This is a genomic window from Erythrobacter sp. JB2-19 (genome assembly GCF_057365005.1).
Genome location: NZ_CP200290.1, coordinates 2,091,251 through 2,111,669, shown reverse-complemented (window position 1 = coordinate 2,111,669; position 20,419 = coordinate 2,091,251). Strand labels below are relative to the sequence as shown.

The window sequence follows — 20,419 nt, the reverse complement described above, 5'->3', positions numbered from 1 at the left end:
CGTTGGTCCTGCTGGTGCCTTAGGGCAGCTGCCTTATTCGGCAATACGCCTCAGGTTCTCAGGGTCCACTCTGCTTTCAACGGCGCTGTCCTGCGCTGCAGGAACGACGTCTGGCTGCTCAACCAGGCGACCAGCAGCTTTCAGGCGCATACGCACCTGGTCGGCGGTTTCTGGGCGGCCATAGAGGTAGCCTTGGCCTTTCAAGCGGCCCATAGTTTTGAGCAGGTCGAGGATGTTTTCATCTTCGATGCCCTCGGCGGTGATCGGCATGTCCAGACCATTGCCGAGCGAGACAATCGCATCGACGATCTTGGAACTTGCATCCGGATTACGCAGCTCGCTGATGAAGCTACGATCAATTTTGAGCCGGTCGAACGGCAGAGAACGCAGCTGCTCAAGGCTTGAATAGCCTGTGCCAAAGTCGTCGAGGCTGACCTTGACGCCCTGGTTGCGCAGGCTGGCGATCATGGAGCGGACCATGCCGACATTGTCGTGCAGGCAGCTCTCAGTGATTTCAATCTCAAGCCGGTGCGCGGGGAAATTGTGCTCGACCAGCAGTTTCAGCAGCTTTTGCGCAAACCATGGATCGCGCATTTGGATCGGCGAGATGTTCACCGACAATGTCAGATCCGGGTCCCAATCGCGGGCATCGGCAAAGGCCTCAACCATCAGTTTCTCAGACAGATCACCGATCACGCCGATGTCTTCAGCGATTGGAATAAAGATGTCGGGGCTGACGAGACCCAGCTGAGGCGACTGCCAGCGTGCAAGCATTTCAAAGCCGACCAGATCGCCGCTTTCCAGGTCAATCTGCTGCTCATAAAATGGCACAAACTCACCAACTGAAAGCCCTCGGCGAATGCCCGTTTCCAGTTCATTGCGGAAGCGCAGCTCATTTTCCATCGTTGGCTCAAACCAATAATAGCGGTTCTTGCCTTGATTCTTGGCGTGATACATCGCGATATCGGCGTGATGCATCAGTGTTTGTGCGTCGCTGACAAGCGGGTTGAATCCTTGCTCGTCATGATCTGTGGCAATGCCAATCGACATGGTCAGCTCAACCGCCATATCGTCCACCTGATACATGGCCGTTGCGGTTTCAAACAGGCGGATGACCTGATCATCAATGCGTTCAGGGTGCTTGCCATCATAGGGCATGACGAATGCAAATTCATCGCCGCCCAGACGCGCCAGCAGAGCGTCTTTGGGAAGTTTTTCTTTAAGCCGTGCGGCGAGTTCGATCAGCAATTTGTCGCCGATCGCATGGCCGTTCATGTCATTGACTTGCTTAAAGTTATCGAGATCAATCATGACATAGGCGAGTGCCTGGCCATGACGGTTTGATCCATTGCGCAGTTCTTCGGTCGCTTTCGCCATGGAGCGGCGATTGAGGCAGCCGGTGAGGGGATCAATTTCGGACAGTCTGCGCGCTTGTTCTTCGGCGGCGCGGCGCTGTTGAATTTCAGAGCTGAGTTCGCGGTAGCGGCGCCAGCCGAAAATTATCAACGCAATGTTCAGCAGCATGGCGTTGACTAGCAAGCGGTCAGGACCTTTGCCCTCGCCAAACGTTGCCTCGACAACGTCGCCCATTACAGAGCCGCCGATACCAACAAAAATAATGATCGCAGCGGTTGCAATTCCTAGCGCAACTATGTCGCGCTCAGCCTTACCGATCCGTTGCTCAGTTTTCTCTTCAGCCATAATCGGCTGTGCCCCCAGCGATTTCAGTCTCGCCCGTAATGGGACCACATATTAAATATCAGGTTAAGACGCCTGCGCTGCCAATTTGGCGCTTGGCGTGGCGCGTTTCTATCGGCAGAACAATGCCCGTCTGACCGCACTAAACTGGGGAGCGAACCTGTGCCCAATTACTGGCTCATAAAATCGGAACCGTTCAAATATGGCTGGGATGATTTGATCGCTGAGGAAGAGGGTGTTTGGGACGGGGTGCGTAATCACTTGGCGAAGAACAATCTCAAGGCGATGGAGGTTGGCGATGAGTGCTTCTTCTACCACTCGCGAGAGGGGCTGGAGATTGTCGGCATTTGCACGGTCAGCGTGGCCGATATTCTTGATCCTACCGATGAGACCGGGAAATGGGCGGCGGTGAAAGTGAAGCCGAAACGCAAGTTTAAAAATCCAGTTTCACTGAAGCAGATCAAGGCGGAGCCGAAGCTTGCCGAATGCCAGCTGGTGAAGCTGTCGAGACTGTCTGTCGCGCAGATCACGCCAGAAGATTGGCAGGTCATTTGCGAGATGGCTGAGGGTTAGCGTCAGCCCTTTGCCGAGGCTTTTGCACGCAGTCCGCTAACGCTCGCTCCACTTGCGGCAAGTTGCTCGATATCAATCGACATATGGATAAGCCTTAGGCCGTTCTTTCCGCGCGCTTCTGTCAGAGCAGATTTGAACTCTTCCGTTGTGCTTGCATGGGCGCTCCACGCGCCAAAGGCCGCGCCGAAGGCTGCGAAGTCTGGATTGGCGAGTTTAGTGGCTGAGACGCGGCCGGGATAGTCGCGTTCCTGATGCATGCGAATGGTGCCATAGGCGCTGTTGTCGACCACCAGAACGGTGAGGTTCGCACCGTGCTGAGCCGCGGTGGCCAGCTCTTGGCCATTCATCAGGAAATCGCCGTCGCCCGCAACTGCGACCACTTGCCGGTTCGTATGACGCAGGGCTGCGGCAATCCCGGCTGGGACGCCATATCCCATCGCGCCAGCTGTGGGCGCGAGCTGCGTGGGATAGCCATCATAGCGCCAATAGCGGTGCCACCATCCGGCAAAATTGCCCGCACCATTGGCGATGATCGTATTGGCGGGATAGGCCTCCCGCATAAAGGCGACGCAGGCGGCCATATCGAGCGCATGATCTGAAGGTTCGCCGGGTTCGTAGCTTGACCATTCGCGCCATTCCGCATTGGCCTGCGCGCCTGCATCGAATGGGATGACACTGTGATCTTCCCAAAGCGCGGCGGCCTCGGCAAATTCATCCACCGCGCAGCATAGTGCGAGGTCTGCTCGATACACTCTGCCCAACTCGTCAGGGTCCGGATGAACATGGATCAATGTTTGATCGGGATGTTCCAAGGTTGGGAAAGTGTAGCCATCCGTTGTCGCCTCACCAAGGCGGGCGCCAACTGCAAGCACCAGATCGGCGGTTTTGACCCGCTCGACCAGTTTTGGATTCGGGCCATAGCCAAGATTTCCGGCATAGACCGGTGAGCCAGGAGAGATTGCATCCTGCCGACGAAAAGCGGTCGCGACTGGCAGGCCAACGCTCTCAGCAAATTGCTGGAAATGCTCGCGCGCTTTGGCATTCCAACCGGCCCCGCCGATAATCGCAATTGGGCTAGCCGCATCGCCGATCATTGCCAGCATCGCTTGCATGGCGTCTGGGCACACAGCTTGTGCTGGTCGAGTGACCTCCGGGCGAGGCTGCAAGGGTGGTTCGCCCGCCTTATCATTGATCAGGTCGCACAGCATGTCTTCCGGCAGAGCGAGGACTACCGGGCCAGGCCTGCCTGAAATCGCAACTGAATAGGCGCGAGCGATATATTCCGGAATGCGCGCGGCATCATCAATCCGTGCGGCCCATTTGCAGATCGGCCCAAAGAAGGCGGAGAAGTCCACTTCCTGAAAGCCTTCGCGGTCTTTCATCCCGCGGGCGACATCGCCAACGAACAAAATCATCGGCTGCGAGATCCTGATGCGCGACATGCACTCCGATGCTGGCATTGGTTGCGCCGGGGCCGCGGGTGACAAAGCCAATGCCAGGGCGGCCTGTCATCGCCCCATCGGCGCATGCCATGAAGGCCGCGCCGCCTTCTTGCCGGCACGTGATAACATCCACACCTTCACTCGCATGCAGCGCATCCAGCACGGCGAGAAAGCTCTCACCCGGGACGGTGAATATCCGGTCTGTGCCTTGTTCGATCAGGCAATCGACCAACAGCTCTGCCGCCGTTTGAGCAGTCTTTTCCATCATTCCGTATCCCGTCTTCGCGGCGCAATTGTTTGTGCTCTGACCGCGCTTAGCGGGGCGCTGCACGCGCGCAATCCGGCGGAATTTTCCACAGGCCCAAATGAACAAAAACACTTAATGTCCCGCAGCGCGACAGTTTACAAATCGCCCCTGCCAAAACGGTTAAGAAAGTCTTAACAATGCGCCTATGACATATGCGAGTCTCAAAACAGTCGCCATTGAACGCACTCAGCCAGAGCTTGGTTTGGCACCGAAAAGGCGGGGCGGTCGCCGTGCATTGGTGCTGACGGACGAAGCGGCGCAGCATTCGTTTCGTGCTTCACTGCCGCCGCATGTGCGCAGCAACGAATTGGCCGCACCGGCGGAAAGCCTGTGGCAATTGACCCGTGACGATGTACGCGGTTTCGCGACGGTCTATGTCTCTACTTTCGCGGCGATTATCGCCTTCATCGCTTAAGTCAGCGAAAGCTCCTCCGCCCGCTCTAAGCAGCGGCTTCAGCATGCTCCAACTCAGCATTGTGTAAGCGTTTGCCGAGCCAGGCGGATACGAGGCACATCCCAGCGCTCAGCAACACCTGCTCCACCACCGGCACGCCAAGCGCGCTGAGGCCAATAGCGAGTAGAGATCCGACCACCATTGCACCTGAATTGACTATGTTATTGGCGGCGATTGTACGCGCCGCTTCGTCTGGGGCGCAGCGGGTGGTGAGGAACGCATAAAGCGGCACCACGAACATGCCGCCTGCCACCGCAATGCCAAGCAAGCACAGCAAGATGACGGCTGCGAGCGGCCAAGCGACGAATTCGGTGACATTCAGTAGCTCTTTCGGCTGATCCGCCTGCCACATGCGGCACACCAGATAGAATGCGACTACGAAAGCGCCCATCGCTATGACGGAGACAGGCGAATAGCGCGCCGACACTTTGCCTTTCAGCAGCTTGTTGACTGAAACAGACCCTATCGCGACGCCGATTGAGAAGATGACGAGGAACAGGCTAGCGACTTCCTTACTGGCCATAAGGGTGTTTTTGGCGAGTGGCGGGAATTGGATGAACAGCACAGCACCAATCGTCCAGAAGAAGCTGATTGAAAGGATCGCGTAAAATATCTGGCGATCATGCATCGTGTTTTTAATGAGCGCGACGGACGCGCGAATGATGTGCCAGTCGAGTTTTTCCACCTTACCCAAGGGAGGGGCTGAAGGAATTTGACGGCTGGATAGATAGCCAATCAGCGAGGTGACGATGATCCCGCCAGCGGCCCATTCGACCGGGATCCACCCGGCCAAAATCGTGCCTAGCAAAATGGCGATGTAAGTGCCTGCCTCGACCAGTCCGGTTCCGGCCAGCACTTCGTCTTTCTTCAAATGCTGCGGCAGAATCGCATATTTGATTGGGCCCAGAAACGTCGACTGAACTCCGGTCAAGAACAGGGCGAACATTAAAAGCGGTATGGCAAAACTGTCGACGGCGATCCCGCGCCAGGCCAGAAACAGGCCGGTCGCGCCGATCAACATCAGCCCAATCTCGCACATTTTCACCGTGCGGATGATCGCTGCCTTGTCGCGCATATCGGCCAGTTGCCCAGCCAGCGCAGACAGGATGAAAAACGGCAGAATGAACAGGCCAGAGGCAACCGCGCTGAAGATCGCCTCGGTGCTTTCGTCATTATACACCTGGTAAACGACGAACAGGACCATCGCGGTCTTATACAAATTGTCGTTAAACGCGTTCAGCAACTGCGTGCAGAATAGGGGCAGGAAGCGCCTGCGGCGCAAAAGATGCGTCGTCGTGGTCATGAAGATGTTCGCTCCCGTGGCCCACGAGATAGACGATACGCGGCGGTTAACAAGGTGCCTGTTTCATCTTTTGCGCATTGGCAAAGGCGGCTAAGGAGGCATTTACAATGATGACATTGCCCAACATTCTCACTTTGTCGCGGATTCTGGCTCTGCCTTTGCTCGCGTTCTTTCTGTGGTGGCCGGAATGGCAGTTGGGATATGCAATCGGCTTCGTGCTTTACGGTTTGATTGCGATCACCGATTTCTTCGACGGTTATCTGGCCCGGGCGCAAGGGACAGTGTCAAAGCTCGGCATTTTCCTCGATCCCATCGCTGACAAGATTATGGTCGCGACCGTTATCCTGGTGCTGACCGCACAAGGGTATTTGCGGGGGCCTTACGTGGGCGATTTTCACGTGATTGCTGGGTTGATCATTCTGATGCGCGAGATTGCTGTCTCTGGCCTGCGCGAATTTCTTGGCGGTATTCAAGTCTCCATGCCAGTCAGCAAGCTGGCCAAATGGAAAACCGCGTTCCAGCTTGTCGCGCTCGCGGCGCTGATTGGCGGCGGAGCAGTGCATGGCCAGCCATGCCAGGTGCCCGGAGATGCCTGCGCTTCGGTTGAACAGACCTGGCTGCACTTGATAGGCCTTACAACCTTGTGGGCTGCTGCGGTGCTAACCTGCATCACCGGTTGGGACTATCTGCGGGTTGGCCTCAAGCATATGGATTGATGTGTCGACGCGGTAATTCGAGGTTAGCGATGCAAACGGAACAGTTCTCGCTGAGCTTGATTTATGTAACGCTCATCCCAATCCAACTCGCGCCGTGACTTAGGAAAGAATTCCCTCCGAGCTTCTGCATCGTAGAAGAGCGTTCCATGAATACCTTTTACGTCGCGTTTGAGAATTGGACGCTGCCAAAGGGGGTCAATAGCTCAATGGCTCTCTCTTCGCCAACACGCGCGACTAGGTCGTCGGCGATCTCCATGTCGCGTTCTCCCGGAAATATTTCGGCAAATTCATCGTCCGTCGCTTGGAAAATGCTAAAAGTTGCGTTCGGTGCGCCATCAATTATCTGGATGTTCTTCACGATCAACCCGCCCGCAATTCCTCAGCTAGCAGCTTAAAGTCATCGGCGCGCGGGCTGTTTTTGCGCCAAATCAGAGCGATCTCGCGGCTGGCCTGCGCGGATTTAAGTGGGCGCGCGACCACATTGGTGTCGTTCAATATTCCGGCATCCAGCGCCATTTTAGGCAGCATCGTCAGGCCCAAATCATTGTCGACCATCTGAACCAGAGTGTGCAGCGAGGTGCCAATAATCGCTGCATTTGCGCGCATCTCCGGGCGCGCGCAGGCGGCCAGCGCATGATCGCGCAGGCAATGCCCATCTTCGAGCAATAGCAGTCGGCCCTCATCAATCATGCTGGGCGGAATGCTGTCTGGCGGATCGCGCGGATCATCCTGGGGGAAAGCGACGAACAGCCTGTCGTCACTGATATGCTCCACTTCGACCTCGCCCGTGCCAAAGGGCAGAGCAAGCAGCACGCAATCAACCCGGCCATGTTGCAGCGATTCCACCGCATCCTGGCTGGTCTCTTCGCGCAGCAGCAGTTTCAGATCGGGCCGCTCGCGTTTTAGTCGTGGCAACAAATGCGGCAGCAGAAACGGCGCGATTGTCGGGATAACGCTCATGCGCAGCGTGCCGGACAGTGGCTTTCCGGCGGCTTGGACGAGGTCGGAAAGCTCCTCTGCCTCGCGCAGCAATCGGTGCGCCTTCTCCACTACCTGATCGCCCAGCGCAGTAAAGCGCACCACGCGGCGGCTGCGCTCAACCAGTGTCACACCCAGTAGCGATTCCAGTTCGCGAATACCCGCAGACAGTGTCGATTGCGAGACGTAGCTCGCGTCTGCTGCGCGGCCAAAGTGCTTATGCTCGTGCAAAGACACGAGATATTGCAGCTGTTTGATCGTGGGGAGATAGGTGGACATGGCTGAGCTTTACTCGGCCGCTGCCGTCTCAGCACCGACCTCGGCTTCCGCCTCTGCCGCATCATCGCTGGCGGCGGCGGCCTCCTCCATGCTCGCCTGCATATCGTCGATATGGGTCATGGCGAGTTTGCCATTCTTTACTGCAAAGCCGAGCTTGCCTTCGACCAGTTCCAGCGCGTCTTTACCAAATACGTCATAGCGCCACCCTTGCAGCACTTTGAGGTCGCGGACCCCGGCGGCGAGGGCTTCCATCTCGTCTGCTCTCGTTAGCAGGCGGGCGGCCACATCAATTTCGCGCGCGCGAATTTTGAGCAGCAGTTTTAGAAGGTCAGCGACCAAGGCGCCTTCTTTGCCCAGAGGCGCCCCGCGCTTCATCTTCTCGGGAAGCTCGCTCTTGGGCAGCGGCTCCGCCTCTTCAATGACCCGCATCAGGCGCTTTCCAATATCATTGTCGCGCCATGCGGAGGATAGCCCGCGCACTTTCGCCAGATCCGCCTGCTTTTTCGGCGGATGGCTGGCGATGTCTGCCAAGGTCTCATCGCGCATGATCCGGCCACGCGGGATATTCTTGTGCTGCGCTTCGCCTTCGCGCCATGCGGCGAGGCCCTTCATCCGTCCCAGCACCGCTGGATTGCGGCCCGGTTGGCGAATGCGGCGCCAGGCATTGTCAGGATTGACGATGTAATTGCTCGCATCGGCGAGCTTTTCCATTTCCGCATCGAGCCAGCCGCCGCGACCGGTTTTGATCAATTTCTTGAGCATCTTCGGGAAAATCTCGGAAAGATGCGTTACATCGCCGATGGCGTATTCGATCTGCCTGTCGGTCAACGGACGGCGGCTCCAATCGGTGAAGCGCGCGCCCTTATCGATTTGCAGGCCCAGCCAGCTGTCGACCAGATTGGCATAGCCGATCTGTTCTGACTGGCTGATGGCCATCATCGCAATCTGGGTGTCGAAAATGGGGAAGGGGGTCTTGCCGGTGAGATTGACGATAATCTCGACATCTTGCCCGCCCGCGTGGAAGACTTTGAGCACTTCGTCGTTTTCGCACATCAGATCGAGCAGCGGCTTAAGATCAATTCCATCGGCCAGCGGATCAATCGCCGCGGCTTCTTCCTCATTGGCGATCTGCACCAGGCACAGTTCCGGCCAATAGGTGTTCTCGCGCATGAATTCGGTGTCGATGGTGACGAATTCGGATTTCGCCAAACGCTCGCAAAGGTCAGTCAAAGCGTCGGTTGTTGTAATCAGATCATGTATTTTCATATCTGTCTTTTCAGTGTGTCAGGCGGAGTACCGCCTCCGGGCGTTAGCCCATTGATGATTGCTTAGCGTGCGTGAAACTTGACAAAGCCCCGCGCTTGCCCTGTTAGCGCGCGCATATTGATATGCGCTCTAAACTAGGCCACGCCATGCAATCATTGCTGGCGCGCCTTTAGCGCCATACTCTCGAACAGGACAAGAGTTTAGCATGCACGCTTATCGTTCCCATACTTGCGCACAGTTAAGTGAAGCCAATGTCGGCGAAACCGTTCGCCTTTCTGGCTGGATTCACCGCAAACGTGACCATGGCGGAGTGCTGTTCGTCGATCTGCGCGATCACTATGGCATCACGCAAATCGTGGCGGACGAGGATTCTCCCGCGCTGCCAGTTCTCGATTCGCTGCGCGCGGAAAGCGTTGTGACAATTGATGGCGAGGTGAAGGCGCGTTCAGCCGAGACTGTGAACGGCAGCCTGCCAACCGGAGCGATTGAGGTATTTGCCCGCGCGGTCGAAGTGCAAAGTGCGGCTGAAGAATTGCCAATGCCGGTCGCTGGCGAGCAGGAATATCCCGAGGACATCCGCCTGAAGTATCGCTTCCTCGATTTGCGGCGTGAAACCATGCACCGCAACATCATCCTGCGCAGCCAGGTGATCACCTCGATCCGCAAGCGAATGATCGACCAAGGGTTCACGGAGTTTCAGACACCGATCCTGACGGCTTCCTCACCAGAGGGCGCGCGCGACTTCCTGGTGCCGAGCCGCATGCATCCGGGCAATTTCTATGCCCTGCCGCAGGCCCCGCAGATGTTTAAGCAGATGCTGATGGTCAGCGGGTTTGATCGCTATTTCCAGATTGCGCCATGTTTCCGCGATGAAGACCTGCGCGCTGATCGCAGCCTGGAGTTCTATCAGCTCGACTTTGAAATGAGCTTTGTGACGCAGGAAGATGTGTTCCAAACGCTGGAACCCGTTCTTGCAGGCGTCTTTGCTGAGTTCGCCAATGGCAAAAGCGTGACCGCCTCGGGCGACTTCCCACGTATTCCATACGCTGAGGCGATGCTGAAATATGGCAGCGATAAGCCTGATCTTCGCAACCCGCTCATCATTTCAGATGTTACCAGCCATTTTGAGAAGTCAGGCTTTGGCCTGTTTGAAAAGATTGTGGGCGGCGGCGGCGTTGTCCGTGTGGTGCCTGCGCCGAATACGAATGAGAAGAGCCGCAAGTTCTTCGATGATATGAACAATTGGGCGCGCGGTGAAGGCTTTGCTGGCCTTGGCTATGTCACCCGCAAGGGCGGCGAATTCGGCGGCCCGATTGCCAAGAACCACGGCCCCGACCTCATGGCTCAACTTTATGACGAGCTGGGTCTTGGCCCTGATGATGGGCTGTTCTTTGCCGCGGGTAAGGAAAAGGACGCGGCGAAGTTGGCAGGAGCCGCCCGCACTCAGGTGGGCGAACAGCTCGGCCTGATCGAAGAGGGCTGTTTCAAGTTCTGCTGGATCGTCGATTTCCCGATGTTCGAGTATGACGAAGACGCGAAGAAAGTGGACTTCTCGCACAACCCATTCTCCATGCCGCAAGGCGAGATGGAGGCGCTGGAAAATCAGGATCCGCTCAAGATCAAAGCGTGGCAATATGACATTGTTTGCAACGGTTATGAGCTGTCGTCCGGCGCGATCCGGAACCACCGCCCGGACATCATGTACAAGGCGTTTGAGATCGCTGGTTATTCCAAGGAAGACGTCGACCGCGAATTTGGCGGTATGATTGAAGCATTCAAGCTGGGCGCGCCGCCGCATGGCGGATCTGCACCGGGTATTGACCGGATCGTGATGCTTCTGGCTGGTGAAGAGGCGATCCGTGAAGTGATTGCATTCCCGATGAACCAGAAGGGCGAAGACCTGATGATGGGTGCGCCAAGTAAGGCAGAACTGCCGCAATTGCGCGAGCTGTCTTTAAGGGTGATTGAGCCGCCAAAGAAGCAAGGCGATGCGGCTAACCCACAAAAGGCAGCTGAATAGGCAAGTCATTGCTTCAGTGATGGAATTGTAGCTGTCGACAGCAAAACTGGTTCATCTTCCCCTAATCCTTTATGCGCGATACAGTGCCTTCGAGAATGGGGGAATTGGCATGAAGTTCACAAATGCAACAGGAGCTGGCGCACTGTGCGCTGGGCTCGCATTGGCCGCGACGTCTGTGCACGCTGAGACGCTAACAGTTGGAGCGCACCTGCCAGCGTCCACGGATGCTGGGCTCGAAATCGAAACGATTTCGGTCGATACGCTGAGCGGTAGCAAGGGGGCACAGCTCGCGTTTGAGCTCAAAGATGCGTTGCAAAAAGCGCGCGCTCAAAATGAGACCTGGTTTGAAGTGGTCGCGATTGGTGCCACGTCTGTCGATGCCGTCATTCAGGGCAGCGCTGGAATCGAGTCCTCCGTCATCGAGTTAGAGCCGAAGGGTGAGCGCAAATGCGCTAAAAAGGACGAGGATAAAAAATGCATCCGCTATAAAACGACCTATTACGATTGCAGTCGCACGGAAGTGTCGTTCTACCCTGATATTGAGATCATCGGGCGAGATGGCGCGATACTCTATGCTGCTCGTGATGAAATTAGTCGCAGCAAAGAAGTGTGCGCAGACACGGGTTCGCCTCCGTCAATATCGGAAATGTCGGAATCGCTCGTCTCCGGCTTCGCATGGCGAGTGAGAACGGCTCTTGCGCCGCGCTTTCTTGAGCGGGAGTACCGAATTCTTGAACGACGCAAAGGCTTGGAAAAGGCGGATCGCAAGGCGTTTAAGCAGGCGGTCAAACTGACAAAAAGTGATCAAGATGCGGCCTGCGATGCGTTCAAGTCGTTGGAAGCAAGCAATCCACAGCATGTGTCAGTGCTTTTCAACGTTGCAATATGCCATGAGCGCAATGGTGAGTTCGCGTTATCGCTTGAGACGTTGCAGCGCGCATTGGCGGTTGAACCGCAAAAACTGATGGCGCTGGAATCTGTAGACCGCGTTGACGGCTGGATGCGCGCAGAGGATCAGCTCGCGGCGCGTGTCGAAATCCTAAACCGGCGTTATGCCGATGTGGATGGGGCAGGCGAGGTTACCGAAGAGACGGCGCTGGCCGACGGCGGATAGGGGGGCGCAGGCTAGTTGCTGCCCGTGTCAGCCTTTGCGCGTTGTAACTGCGCCGCAATGAGCTACGAATAACGAGCTATGACATTCACGCGCCGTTCCGCTGTCTTTGGCTCTCTGGCCGCTGCGATATCGACTTCGCTGCCATTGAGTGCTTGTGCTCCCAATCCAGCCAGACCATCCGGCAAAACGCGCCTGCATGTGTTGGGTGCGATCCATTCAAGGCACCGCAACAGCACCAAATATTCGCTCGATGTTTTGCGCGAGGCGGTACTCCGGGCAAAACCCGATGTGATTATCACGGAAATTCCGCCTGATCGGCTGGAGGCTGCGAAGGCTGGTTTCGCCGAAACAGGCGGAGTGACGGAACCGCGGACCAAAGTTTTCCCTGAATATACCGATGTCGTCTTTCCGCTGAGCCGGGAGATGAACTTTGACATTCTCGCTGGAGCGGGCTGGACTCAGGAGATCGCCGATAATCGGAGCGCTGCGCTTAGAACAATCGAAAATGATCCATCGCGAGCTGATCAATGGGCTGAGCATTTGGCCGCTCGCAGGCAGTATTTGGTGGAACTGGCCGGGCGCGGCGATGACCCACAATTCATCCACACGGCGGAATATGATGCCATCGTAGAGCGCGCCCAAACGCCTTATCAGCGTTATTTCGATGCCGATCTGGGACCGGGTGGTTGGACGCAAATTAACCGCGCTCACAATGACTTAATCAATTTGGCGCTTGATTCCATCACCGGCAAAGGGTTGCGTGCCCTTGTAACTTTCGGAAGTTGGCACAAATATATGATTGCGCGGTCCATGGCTGCGCGCCGCGATATTGAATTGCTCGACACCCGAGCGCTGTTCGATTGATGCATCCATCACCGCTTGGGACGGGCAATCTTCCCCCTTGCACTCATGCGCGCCGTTCATTAGGGCGAATGCGAGTTTTACACCCCAAAATTAAGAGGGAACATTATGAGCGATACTGCCGACCGCGTGCAGAAAATTGTTGTCGAACACCTCGGCGTAGAAGCCGACAAGGTTTCGCAAGATGCGAGCTTTATCGACGATCTGGGCGCAGACAGCCTCGACATTGTTGAATTGGTAATGGCTTTCGAAGAAGAATTCGGCGTCGAAATCCCTGACGATGCGGCCGAAAAGATCACCACCGTTGGTGATGCGACCAAATATATCGAAGGCAATAAGGGCTAATCAGCTGAGGCTGACGGTTCGCATCCGCGCGCCGATCATTCCATAGCTTTGCCAAAATCACAGGCCCGCGCCCCGAAGTGGGCGTGGGCCTGTAGCGTATTTGAAAGGCCAAGAGCCTCGAAAGGACTGCAATGCGCCGTGTTGTCGTTACCGGTTTGGGCCTCGTCACGCCTCTGGGGGCAGATGTCGAGACCGTTTGGGCGAATTTGATTGCTGGGAAGAGCGGCGCCGGGCCGATTACCCGCTTTGATGCTTCTGACCAGAAATGTCAGATCGCCTGCGAGGTCAAAGGCAAGGATCACGAATACGGGTTCGATCCTGACGAACGCGTTGATGGCAAAATTCAACGTCAGGTTGATCCGTTCATCGTCTACGGCATTGATGCCGCCGGTCAGGCGCTAGAAGACGCTGGTCTGGAAGACATGGACGATGCGCTGAAATTGCGCACAGGTTGCTCGATAGGCGCCGGGATCGGCGGTCTTCCGGGGATCGAAAAAGAGAGTGTTAACCTGCACGAGCGTGGCCCAGGCCGGGTCAGCCCGCACTTTGTTCATGGCCGCTTGATCAATCTGGTTACCGGTCAGGTTCAGATCAAATACGGCTTTATGGGCCCCAACCACGCCGTTGTGACGGCCTGCTCCACTGGCGCGCACTCAATTGGCGATGCCGCCCGCATGATCATGCTCGATGATGCGGATGTCATGCTTGCAGGCGGCGCGGAAAGCACCGTGAACCCGCTGGGCATTGCAGGCTTTGCTCAGGCGCGTGCACTGAACACCAGCTATAATGATCGCCCGACCGAGGCCAGCCGACCTTACGACAAAGATCGTGAGGGCTTTGTGATGGGTGAGGGTGCCGGCGTTGTTGTTCTTGAAGAATACGAACACGCCAAGGCACGCGGCGCAAAGATCTATGCCGAGGTGACCGGTTATGGCCTCTCTGGCGACGCCTATCACGTCACGGCGCCTCACCCAGAGGGTAAGGGCGCAGAGTTGGCGATGCGCATGGCGTTGAAGAAGGCTGGACTTTCTGCTGGCGACATCGACTATGTCAACGCGCACGGCACATCGACCATGGCGGACACGATTGAGCTTGCTGCGGTGAAACGCGTGCTCGGCGATGATCTGGGCGGGGCTTCGATGAGCTCTACCAAGTCGGCGATTGGACACTTGCTGGGCGGTGCAGGCGCGGTTGAGGCTGTCTTCTGCGTTCTCGCAATGCGCGACGGCATCGTCCCACCAACGCTCAACCTTCAGAACCCGGATGATGGCACAGAGGGGATCGATCTGGTCCCACTCACCGCGCGTAAGCGCGAAGTCCGTGCCGTGCTCAACAACAGCTTCGGCTTTGGCGGCACCAATGCCTCGCTCGTCATGCAGAAGGTCGACTGAGGCAGATGAAGCGGCTCGGCCTGATCGCTGGCCTCGTTTGCGCGCTGTTGCTGGCGGCGGGCGCCTATGCGGGCAGCCTTTATCTTGGCTCGGCCACGGTAAAGGTCGACAGCAGCTTCATCATTCCGCCCGGCGCTTCGCTCAGCTCGGTTGCGCGAAAGCTTGAGGACGAAGGGCATATCACGTCCTCTGACGGTTTTGTGATGCGCGCGCGGTTGTTTGGCTCCAGCGATCCAATCCAGGCGGGTGAGTTTATGCTCAACCCCGGCATGACACAGGGCCAGATACTTTCCGCCTTTCAAAGCGGAGATGTGATCCGGCGCTTCGTCACTATTCCAGAAGGGATGCCCTCGATCCTCGTTCACGAGCGTCTGTTGGCTGAAGAGCTGCTCACCGGTGAGATTGAAGTTCCGGTAGAGGGTTCGATCCTGCCGGATACTTATGATTTTGAGCGTGGGGAAAGCCGCCAAAAAGTTGTCGAGCGGATGCAGGCGGCGATGGACCTTTACCTAGCGGAAGCCTGGGCGGAGCGCGGCCCCAATATCGCGGTCGATACCATGCGAGAGGCGCTGACCCTTGCCGCCATCGTTGAGAAAGAAACCGGTAAAGCGTCCGAACGCCGCAAGATCGCTGGCCTCTATTCCAACAGGGTCGAGACGGGGATGTTACTGCAAGCAGATCCAACGATCATCTATCCGATCACCAAAGGTAAACCACTGGGACGGCGCATTCGGCAGTCTGAGATTGCGGCCGTTAATGGCTACAACACCTACACGCGCGTCGGATTGCCGGTGGGGCCGATCACCAATCCGGGCCGGGAAAGCATCGCTGCCGTGCTCAACCCGGACCAGACGAGCGCGCTATTCATGGTGGCGGACGGAACCGGCGGCCATTGGTTTGCCGAGACTCTAGCCGAGCACAACGCCAATGTTGAGAAATGGTATGCGATCCGCCGTGAACGCGGCGAGATGTAGCAGCGGGGTGCATTTGAGTGTGCCCAATGAGCCGCATCAGAAGCCGACTTAGACCATGGCCCGTCCGTTTATCGTCACCGCCGCTTTGCCGCCTGAGATCGCTTCCTGGGCCGAAGGATTGCGGCGAGAGCATTATCCCGCCCATCGCAACCACTTGCATGCGCATGTCACCATGTTCCACTCCTTTGCCCCTTCCTTGCTGGAGGAGCTAAAAAGTTACTTGCCGCGCATAGCGTCGCAATATTCGCCACTCGAAGGCCGCGTTACCGGGGTGATGGATCTGGGGAAGGGGACAGCAATCGCCCTTGAGAGCCCGCAATTGCTTAGCCTTCGTGCAGAAATCGCTGATCATTTCCATGGTAGCCTCACGGATCAGGATTTGTACGAGCCGCGCCCGCATATCACGATCCAAAACAAGGTCACGAAAGAGGAGGCGCGGGCATTGCAAGCGGCCCTGGCGTTGGAGATTGAGCCGCGCAGCTTCGCCTTTCCTGCGCTCGAATTGCACTTGTATGAAGGCGGGCCGTGGACTTTCATAAAGCGCGCGGCCTTTCGCAGGGCGCCGCGCCGCTAGCTAGATGCCGGTTCGAGCGCAAACAGTGTCAAACAGGTGTTGACCCGGGCTCTGCCCCCGCCTAAACGCGCCGCCTGCGGTCCGGGTGAAAACGCCCTTGAGACCAGCCAGGCTTTGGTTCTGGCGGAGTAGCTCAGCTGGTTAGAGCAGCGGAATCATAATCCGCGTGTCGGGGGTTCAAGTCCCTCCTCCGCTACCAAATGTTATTTGTTCGATGATTGGTAAATCGTGATTCCCATTCGACATAAGATGCTCAGCCCAAGCAAAGCGTCTTTCGCCTCTAAGCGAACGCGCAAGCGCAATGCCGATTGCTGGAGGTCCTACTAAGGGCTCAATCAACCGTTATTATGACGCTTCTGTCTCTTTGACGGCTTGCCAGGCGCATTTGCGGCATGTTTTGGTTTACCTGGCTTACGAGCCTTGTCTGAGGCCCCACCCCCACGACTCTGCGGCTTTTTGTCAAAGCCCTCGGCCTTTCGGTCTTCGCCGCCTTTGCGGAATTTCTTGGGTTTTCCTTTGTTCTTTTCTTTGCCGCCATGGGAAGGCTTCGCTTTGATCCGAGGTCCGCGATCGCTGTCGCGTGGGCCAGAGTGCGACTTGCGATTGCGCCGAGCGGTGTCTCGCGGCCCATGTTCAGATGCCTCGATCAGAATGTTGTCTTGATCGTCGCCGTTATCGCTCACTGAGTCAGCGCTACGCGCCACAGCTGAGGCGAATTTGTCGGCAATAGCGCGAGGGATTTGGAAGAACGTCTCGCTTTGGCCGATACGGATCGCTCCGATTTCGTTGCGTGTGACATGCCCGCGGCGGCAAATCAGCGGCATCACCCAGCGGGGGCCAGCGTTCTGCCTGCGGCCAATATTCATGCGGAACCAGACAGTGTCCTCGAAACCCGGGCGATGTGTGTCTTTCTGGGCGGCGCGGCGAGCCTCTGGGGTGTTCTCGATTAAGTCCTCCGGCTCGGGCAACTTTGAACGGTGCGCCTGCACCAGCATGGCTGCAATCTCTTCTGGGGTGCGTTCGGCCAGAAGCTTACTCGCAAGATCTTTATTCACCTCATCGATTTCAATGGGTTGCAGTAGTTTCTTGAGTAAACGTTCATGATCCTTCGCTCTGATTGCCTCTGGGCGAGGGGCGTCGGTCCAATCAGCCTCAATTTTGGCGGATTTCAGCATGGAATCGACCCTGCGGCGGCGAGAGAACGGCACGATCAGGACTGCCGTTCCCTTCTTGCCGGCGCGTCCTGTGCGGCCAGAACGATGCTGTAGCGCCTGTGCGTCGCGCGGTATTTCGACGTGAACGACCAGGCTGAGCGTCGGAAGATCGATACCGCGTGCGGCTACGTCCGTGGCGACGCAGACCCGGGCGCGCTTATCACGCAGTGCCTGAAGCGCCTGATTGCGTTCCTGCTGCGAATGTTCGCCTGATAGGGCAACAGCGGCAAATCCACGCTCTTGCAGGGTGGCATGCAAATGCCGAACCTTGTCACGTGTCGCACAGAAAAGGATCGCCGTTTCCGCTTCGTGATAGCGGAGCAGATTGACCACTGCGTTTTCAATTTCAGTCGGAGAGACGGTGATCGCCTGATATTCAATATCGCCGTGCCCGCGTTGTTGGCTAATGGTTGCAATCCGCAAGGAATTGATTTGGTAACGCCTAGCCAAAGTTTCGATTGGGCGTGGCATTGTAGCTGAAAACAATAGAGTACGACGCGAAGTTGGAGTTGCGTCGAGGATACTTTCCAGCTCTTCACGAAAGCCCATGTCGAGCATTTCATCGGCCTCATCGAGGACGATGGTGGCCAGCGCTGAGAGGTCAAGCGCGCCGCGCTCCAAATGATCTCGAAGGCGGCCAGGGGTGCCAACCACAATGGTTGCGCCTGCGCGTAAGGAGCGGCGTTCCTGCGATGGATTCATCCCGCCAACGCAGGTTGCGATGCGCGCGCCAGCCTTGCTGTAGAGCCAGCCAAGCTCACGGCTTACCTGCAGCGCAAGTTCACGGGTTGGGGCAATAACGAGCGCCAGAGGTGAGGGCACGCTGCGCAATGCGCCGCTTTCGTCAAGCAATTCGCCCGCCATCGCGAGGCCGAATGCGACAGTTTTGCCAGAGCCGGTTTGCGCTGAGACGACGAGATCGCGGCCTTTTGCGTCTGGCTTTAGAACTGCCTCTTGCACTGGGGTTGGAGCATCATAGTTGCGCTCGGATAGCGCTGCCTGGAGGCAGGTTGGGAGACTTGGAAAACTCATGAATTGATCTCAAATGCAAATGCGCGCGAAGGCGCGCGCAGCGGCGCTGATTGGCCGGTTAAGAGGGGATTGTGGGTAATGGGCGCATGGCGCCCGCAATCTGTTGGGTCTGCCCATACGCGCCTTCTCGGAGTTTGGCTTGCAAAAACTTTCTCGGGGCTCATGCGGTTGGGGTTTTGAGCGATCCGAGCGCAAGCTAACGTCTGTTGCGTCGATTCTTTGAGGGTTTAAGAGGTAATCGAGTTTAGTATTTGATAATATTAGATAGTAAGACTTACTCAGGAGTTAGAGCGGTAGCCACCGATCCGGATGCGGTGACAGGCATAAACAGCCCCTCTGCGGTAGGCGTAATCTGGCCATGGGATAGGTTTGAGATATCGAAGGATAGGTTGAAATCACCAGCTCTAATCGATCTTACACCTAATTTAGCTTTGCTAATCACAGAATTGTAATCATTGCTAAAATCATCAATCAGTGATCGTTCTATCTCCTCTTTCACGTCCTTACTGGCCATGATCCGGACCAGCAAGTCTCCAACGGCTGTATCCATGTCTCCAAACACTTGCAGATCTTCAATCCTCACGACCTCGCTGTCTGGTTCACTAACCGGCAATCCGGTTAACCAAATGGTCCCTTTTGATCGTCCCCAAATCCGGTCGGTCAAATTGCCGACGGGTTCCACCTGAGCCTCTATCCCAACTGCCAGTCTGCCGCCTTTAGCTGCATAAAGTGTGACCTGCTCGAATTCGAGATCGAGCCTGCCGAGTTCCTCTTTTGCTATGCCGCGTTCAGCCACTCGTTTGAGCGCGCGCAGGATCACTGGCTCAAGCTGATCGTAATTGGCCAGCACAGGCAAGGTGACCTCAAAGCCGGTATCACGAGTGATACCAGCGTTGGTGCCCAAATTTTTCGGCGCAGGCACGGATGGCTTATCGCCGACAAAAATTCCAAGCTTGGCACGCAGCATTGCTTGAGTGGTTACACGGCGAGCCGATACACGCAGATTGCCAGCTCCGATCGCGGTGGGGTTGAGCTGCATCCAAACCGGTGGGTTATCGGCGTTTAGCGACAGTGTTGTGAAACCTTGATTCCAGAGCTGAGCCACCTGGGGACGCAGATTGAGCGCTGAAAGCTCACGCTCGAGCGTTTTCTCTGCTTTGGCGAGAATAGGGGCGAGTTCGGCATTGGCGCGCCTGGTAAAGCGGATGCGTTGCCCCAAAACATCAATTCCAGGCTCTTTAGACCATTGATAAGAAACGCGAACATCAGGTTTTAGACGCCAGTTGTGCGCGATCGCAACCTGCGCAGTCAGGCGAATATTGGCCGCAGCCGTTGCAGTCTCACGTTTGATGATCCCCCCGACATCGCGTGCCTGTATTTCTGCTGTGACCGGAAAACTAACGCTCAAGGTGTTGCCGCGTCCGGACAGCTGCATCGGACCGCGCTGAATTTGTCCAACCAACTGACAGCTGATCTTTGGAGTTCTCCCGATCTCTCGGCCGAGCACCCGGATCGTTTCGCGCGGAATGCACTCGTCAATCTGCTCATCGATCGTGTAGAGCGTGCGAGATACCTCACGTTCCAGCGAGCGGCGGATCGTTTCCAGAGGGACGCCAAGTTCTGTGACCAAGACGGATTCTTCGGTCGGATATTGTGCCGCAGGCTCCATACGGGCCGGAGCGGGAGCCTCAATGATCCGAATGTGGAACCAAATGAGATAGGCCGCACCAAAACCTATCAAAGTGACAGCTAAAGCAAGCAAAACCAGGAGTTTATGCTTGATTTGCATATTCCGTGCTCGCCCCGTTAGCGATTCAGTTTCTGCGGTCCCCATTTGCCTCGATTGTAAGCGATTTGAGCGCGCAAGGCCATTGGCGC

16 protein-coding genes, 1 tRNA gene and 1 pseudogene are annotated in these 20,419 nt (G+C 56.7%); 11 read left to right on the top strand and 7 right to left on the bottom strand.

What is annotated here, in order from left to right:
* Positions 1-33: 33 nt before the first annotated feature.
* Positions 34-1,701, bottom strand: a complete 1,668-nt coding sequence (locus AC0V6O_RS10080) for a putative bifunctional diguanylate cyclase/phosphodiesterase (protein WP_486143690.1) — start codon at positions 1,699-1,701, stop codon at positions 34-36.
* A gap of 159 nt (positions 1,702-1,860) precedes the next feature.
* Here AC0V6O_RS10080 and AC0V6O_RS10075 point away from each other — a divergent pair, with 159 nt between their 5' ends.
* Complete coding sequence (locus AC0V6O_RS10075) at positions 1,861-2,271, top strand: EVE domain-containing protein (RefSeq protein ID WP_486143688.1); 411 nt, start codon at positions 1,861-1,863, stop codon at positions 2,269-2,271.
* Between the two features lie 2 nt (positions 2,272-2,273).
* Here AC0V6O_RS10075 and AC0V6O_RS10070 read toward each other — a convergent pair.
* A pseudogene (locus AC0V6O_RS10070) lies at positions 2,274-3,978 on the bottom strand (thiamine pyrophosphate-dependent enzyme).
* Positions 3,979-4,165: 187 nt separating this feature from the next.
* Between AC0V6O_RS10070 and AC0V6O_RS10065 the strand changes: the two are divergent.
* On the top strand, positions 4,166-4,435 hold the full coding sequence (locus tag AC0V6O_RS10065) for a hypothetical protein (RefSeq protein WP_472639156.1): 270 nt from the start codon (positions 4,166-4,168) through the stop codon (positions 4,433-4,435).
* Positions 4,436-4,460: 25 nt separating this feature from the next.
* Here the strand turns inward: AC0V6O_RS10065 and AC0V6O_RS10060 are convergent, their stop codons facing one another.
* Entirely contained in the window at positions 4,461-5,777 is a 1,317-nt protein-coding gene (locus AC0V6O_RS10060) for an MFS transporter (RefSeq protein ID WP_486143685.1), read from the bottom strand.
* Positions 5,778-5,884: 107 nt separating this feature from the next.
* Between AC0V6O_RS10060 and pgsA the strand changes: the two genes are divergently transcribed.
* Positions 5,885-6,493, top strand: a complete 609-nt coding sequence (gene pgsA / locus AC0V6O_RS10055) for a CDP-diacylglycerol--glycerol-3-phosphate 3-phosphatidyltransferase (RefSeq protein ID WP_486143683.1) — start codon at positions 5,885-5,887, stop codon at positions 6,491-6,493.
* A gap of 360 nt (positions 6,494-6,853) precedes the next feature.
* On the opposite strand, the gene AC0V6O_RS10050 is transcribed toward pgsA, so the two are convergent.
* Together AC0V6O_RS10050 and rnd are read right to left on the bottom strand one after the other, a co-directional pair.
* Positions 6,854-7,750: a LysR substrate-binding domain-containing protein gene (locus tag AC0V6O_RS10050; RefSeq protein WP_486143681.1), complete on the bottom strand. Its 897-nt coding sequence runs from the start codon at positions 7,748-7,750 to the stop codon at positions 6,854-6,856.
* 9 nt (positions 7,751-7,759) lie between these two features.
* Positions 7,760-9,016, bottom strand: a complete 1,257-nt coding sequence (rnd, locus tag AC0V6O_RS10045; protein WP_486143679.1) for a ribonuclease D — start codon at positions 9,014-9,016, stop codon at positions 7,760-7,762.
* Positions 9,017-9,221: 205 nt separating this feature from the next.
* Between rnd and aspS the strand changes: the two genes are divergently transcribed.
* From aspS to AC0V6O_RS10005, 8 genes are all read left to right on the top strand, one after another.
* On the top strand, positions 9,222-11,036 hold the full coding sequence (aspS, locus tag AC0V6O_RS10040) for an aspartate--tRNA ligase (protein WP_486143677.1): 1,815 nt from the start codon (positions 9,222-9,224) through the stop codon (positions 11,034-11,036).
* Between the two features lie 109 nt (positions 11,037-11,145).
* The gene (locus tag AC0V6O_RS10035) at positions 11,146-12,150 is read left to right on the top strand and encodes a tetratricopeptide repeat protein (RefSeq protein WP_472639150.1); all 1,005 of its coding nucleotides are present in this window, start codon (positions 11,146-11,148) and stop codon (positions 12,148-12,150) included.
* A gap of 78 nt (positions 12,151-12,228) precedes the next feature.
* Complete coding sequence (locus AC0V6O_RS10030; RefSeq protein WP_486143674.1) at positions 12,229-13,014, top strand: hypothetical protein; 786 nt, start codon at positions 12,229-12,231, stop codon at positions 13,012-13,014.
* Between the two features lie 105 nt (positions 13,015-13,119).
* Positions 13,120-13,356, top strand: coding sequence for an acyl carrier protein (locus AC0V6O_RS10025; RefSeq protein WP_472639148.1), 237 nt, complete (start codon positions 13,120-13,122; stop codon positions 13,354-13,356).
* 131 nt (positions 13,357-13,487) lie between these two features.
* Positions 13,488-14,747 carry a beta-ketoacyl-ACP synthase II gene (gene fabF / locus AC0V6O_RS10020; RefSeq protein WP_486143672.1) on the top strand — a complete coding sequence of 420 codons (1,260 nt, stop codon included), beginning with the start codon at positions 13,488-13,490 and terminating at the stop codon, positions 14,745-14,747.
* 5 nt (positions 14,748-14,752) lie between these two features.
* Complete coding sequence (gene mltG / locus AC0V6O_RS10015) at positions 14,753-15,721, top strand: endolytic transglycosylase MltG (protein ID WP_486143670.1); 969 nt, start codon at positions 14,753-14,755, stop codon at positions 15,719-15,721.
* Between the two features lie 55 nt (positions 15,722-15,776).
* Positions 15,777-16,295, top strand: coding sequence for a 2'-5' RNA ligase family protein (locus tag AC0V6O_RS10010; RefSeq protein WP_486143668.1), 519 nt, complete (start codon positions 15,777-15,779; stop codon positions 16,293-16,295).
* Positions 16,296-16,417: 122 nt separating this feature from the next.
* A tRNA-Met gene (locus tag AC0V6O_RS10005) sits at positions 16,418-16,494 on the top strand.
* Positions 16,495-16,630: 136 nt separating this feature from the next.
* Here the strand turns inward: AC0V6O_RS10005 and AC0V6O_RS10000 are convergent.
* Together AC0V6O_RS10000 and AC0V6O_RS09995 are read right to left on the bottom strand one after the other, a co-directional pair.
* A complete protein-coding gene (locus AC0V6O_RS10000) occupies positions 16,631-18,541 on the bottom strand; it encodes a DEAD/DEAH box helicase (RefSeq protein WP_486143666.1) in 1,911 nt (636 codons plus the stop codon).
* A gap of 274 nt (positions 18,542-18,815) precedes the next feature.
* Positions 18,816-20,330, bottom strand: a complete 1,515-nt coding sequence (locus AC0V6O_RS09995; protein ID WP_486143664.1) for a DUF4403 family protein — start codon at positions 20,328-20,330, stop codon at positions 18,816-18,818.
* Positions 20,331-20,419: the final 89 nt, after the last annotated feature.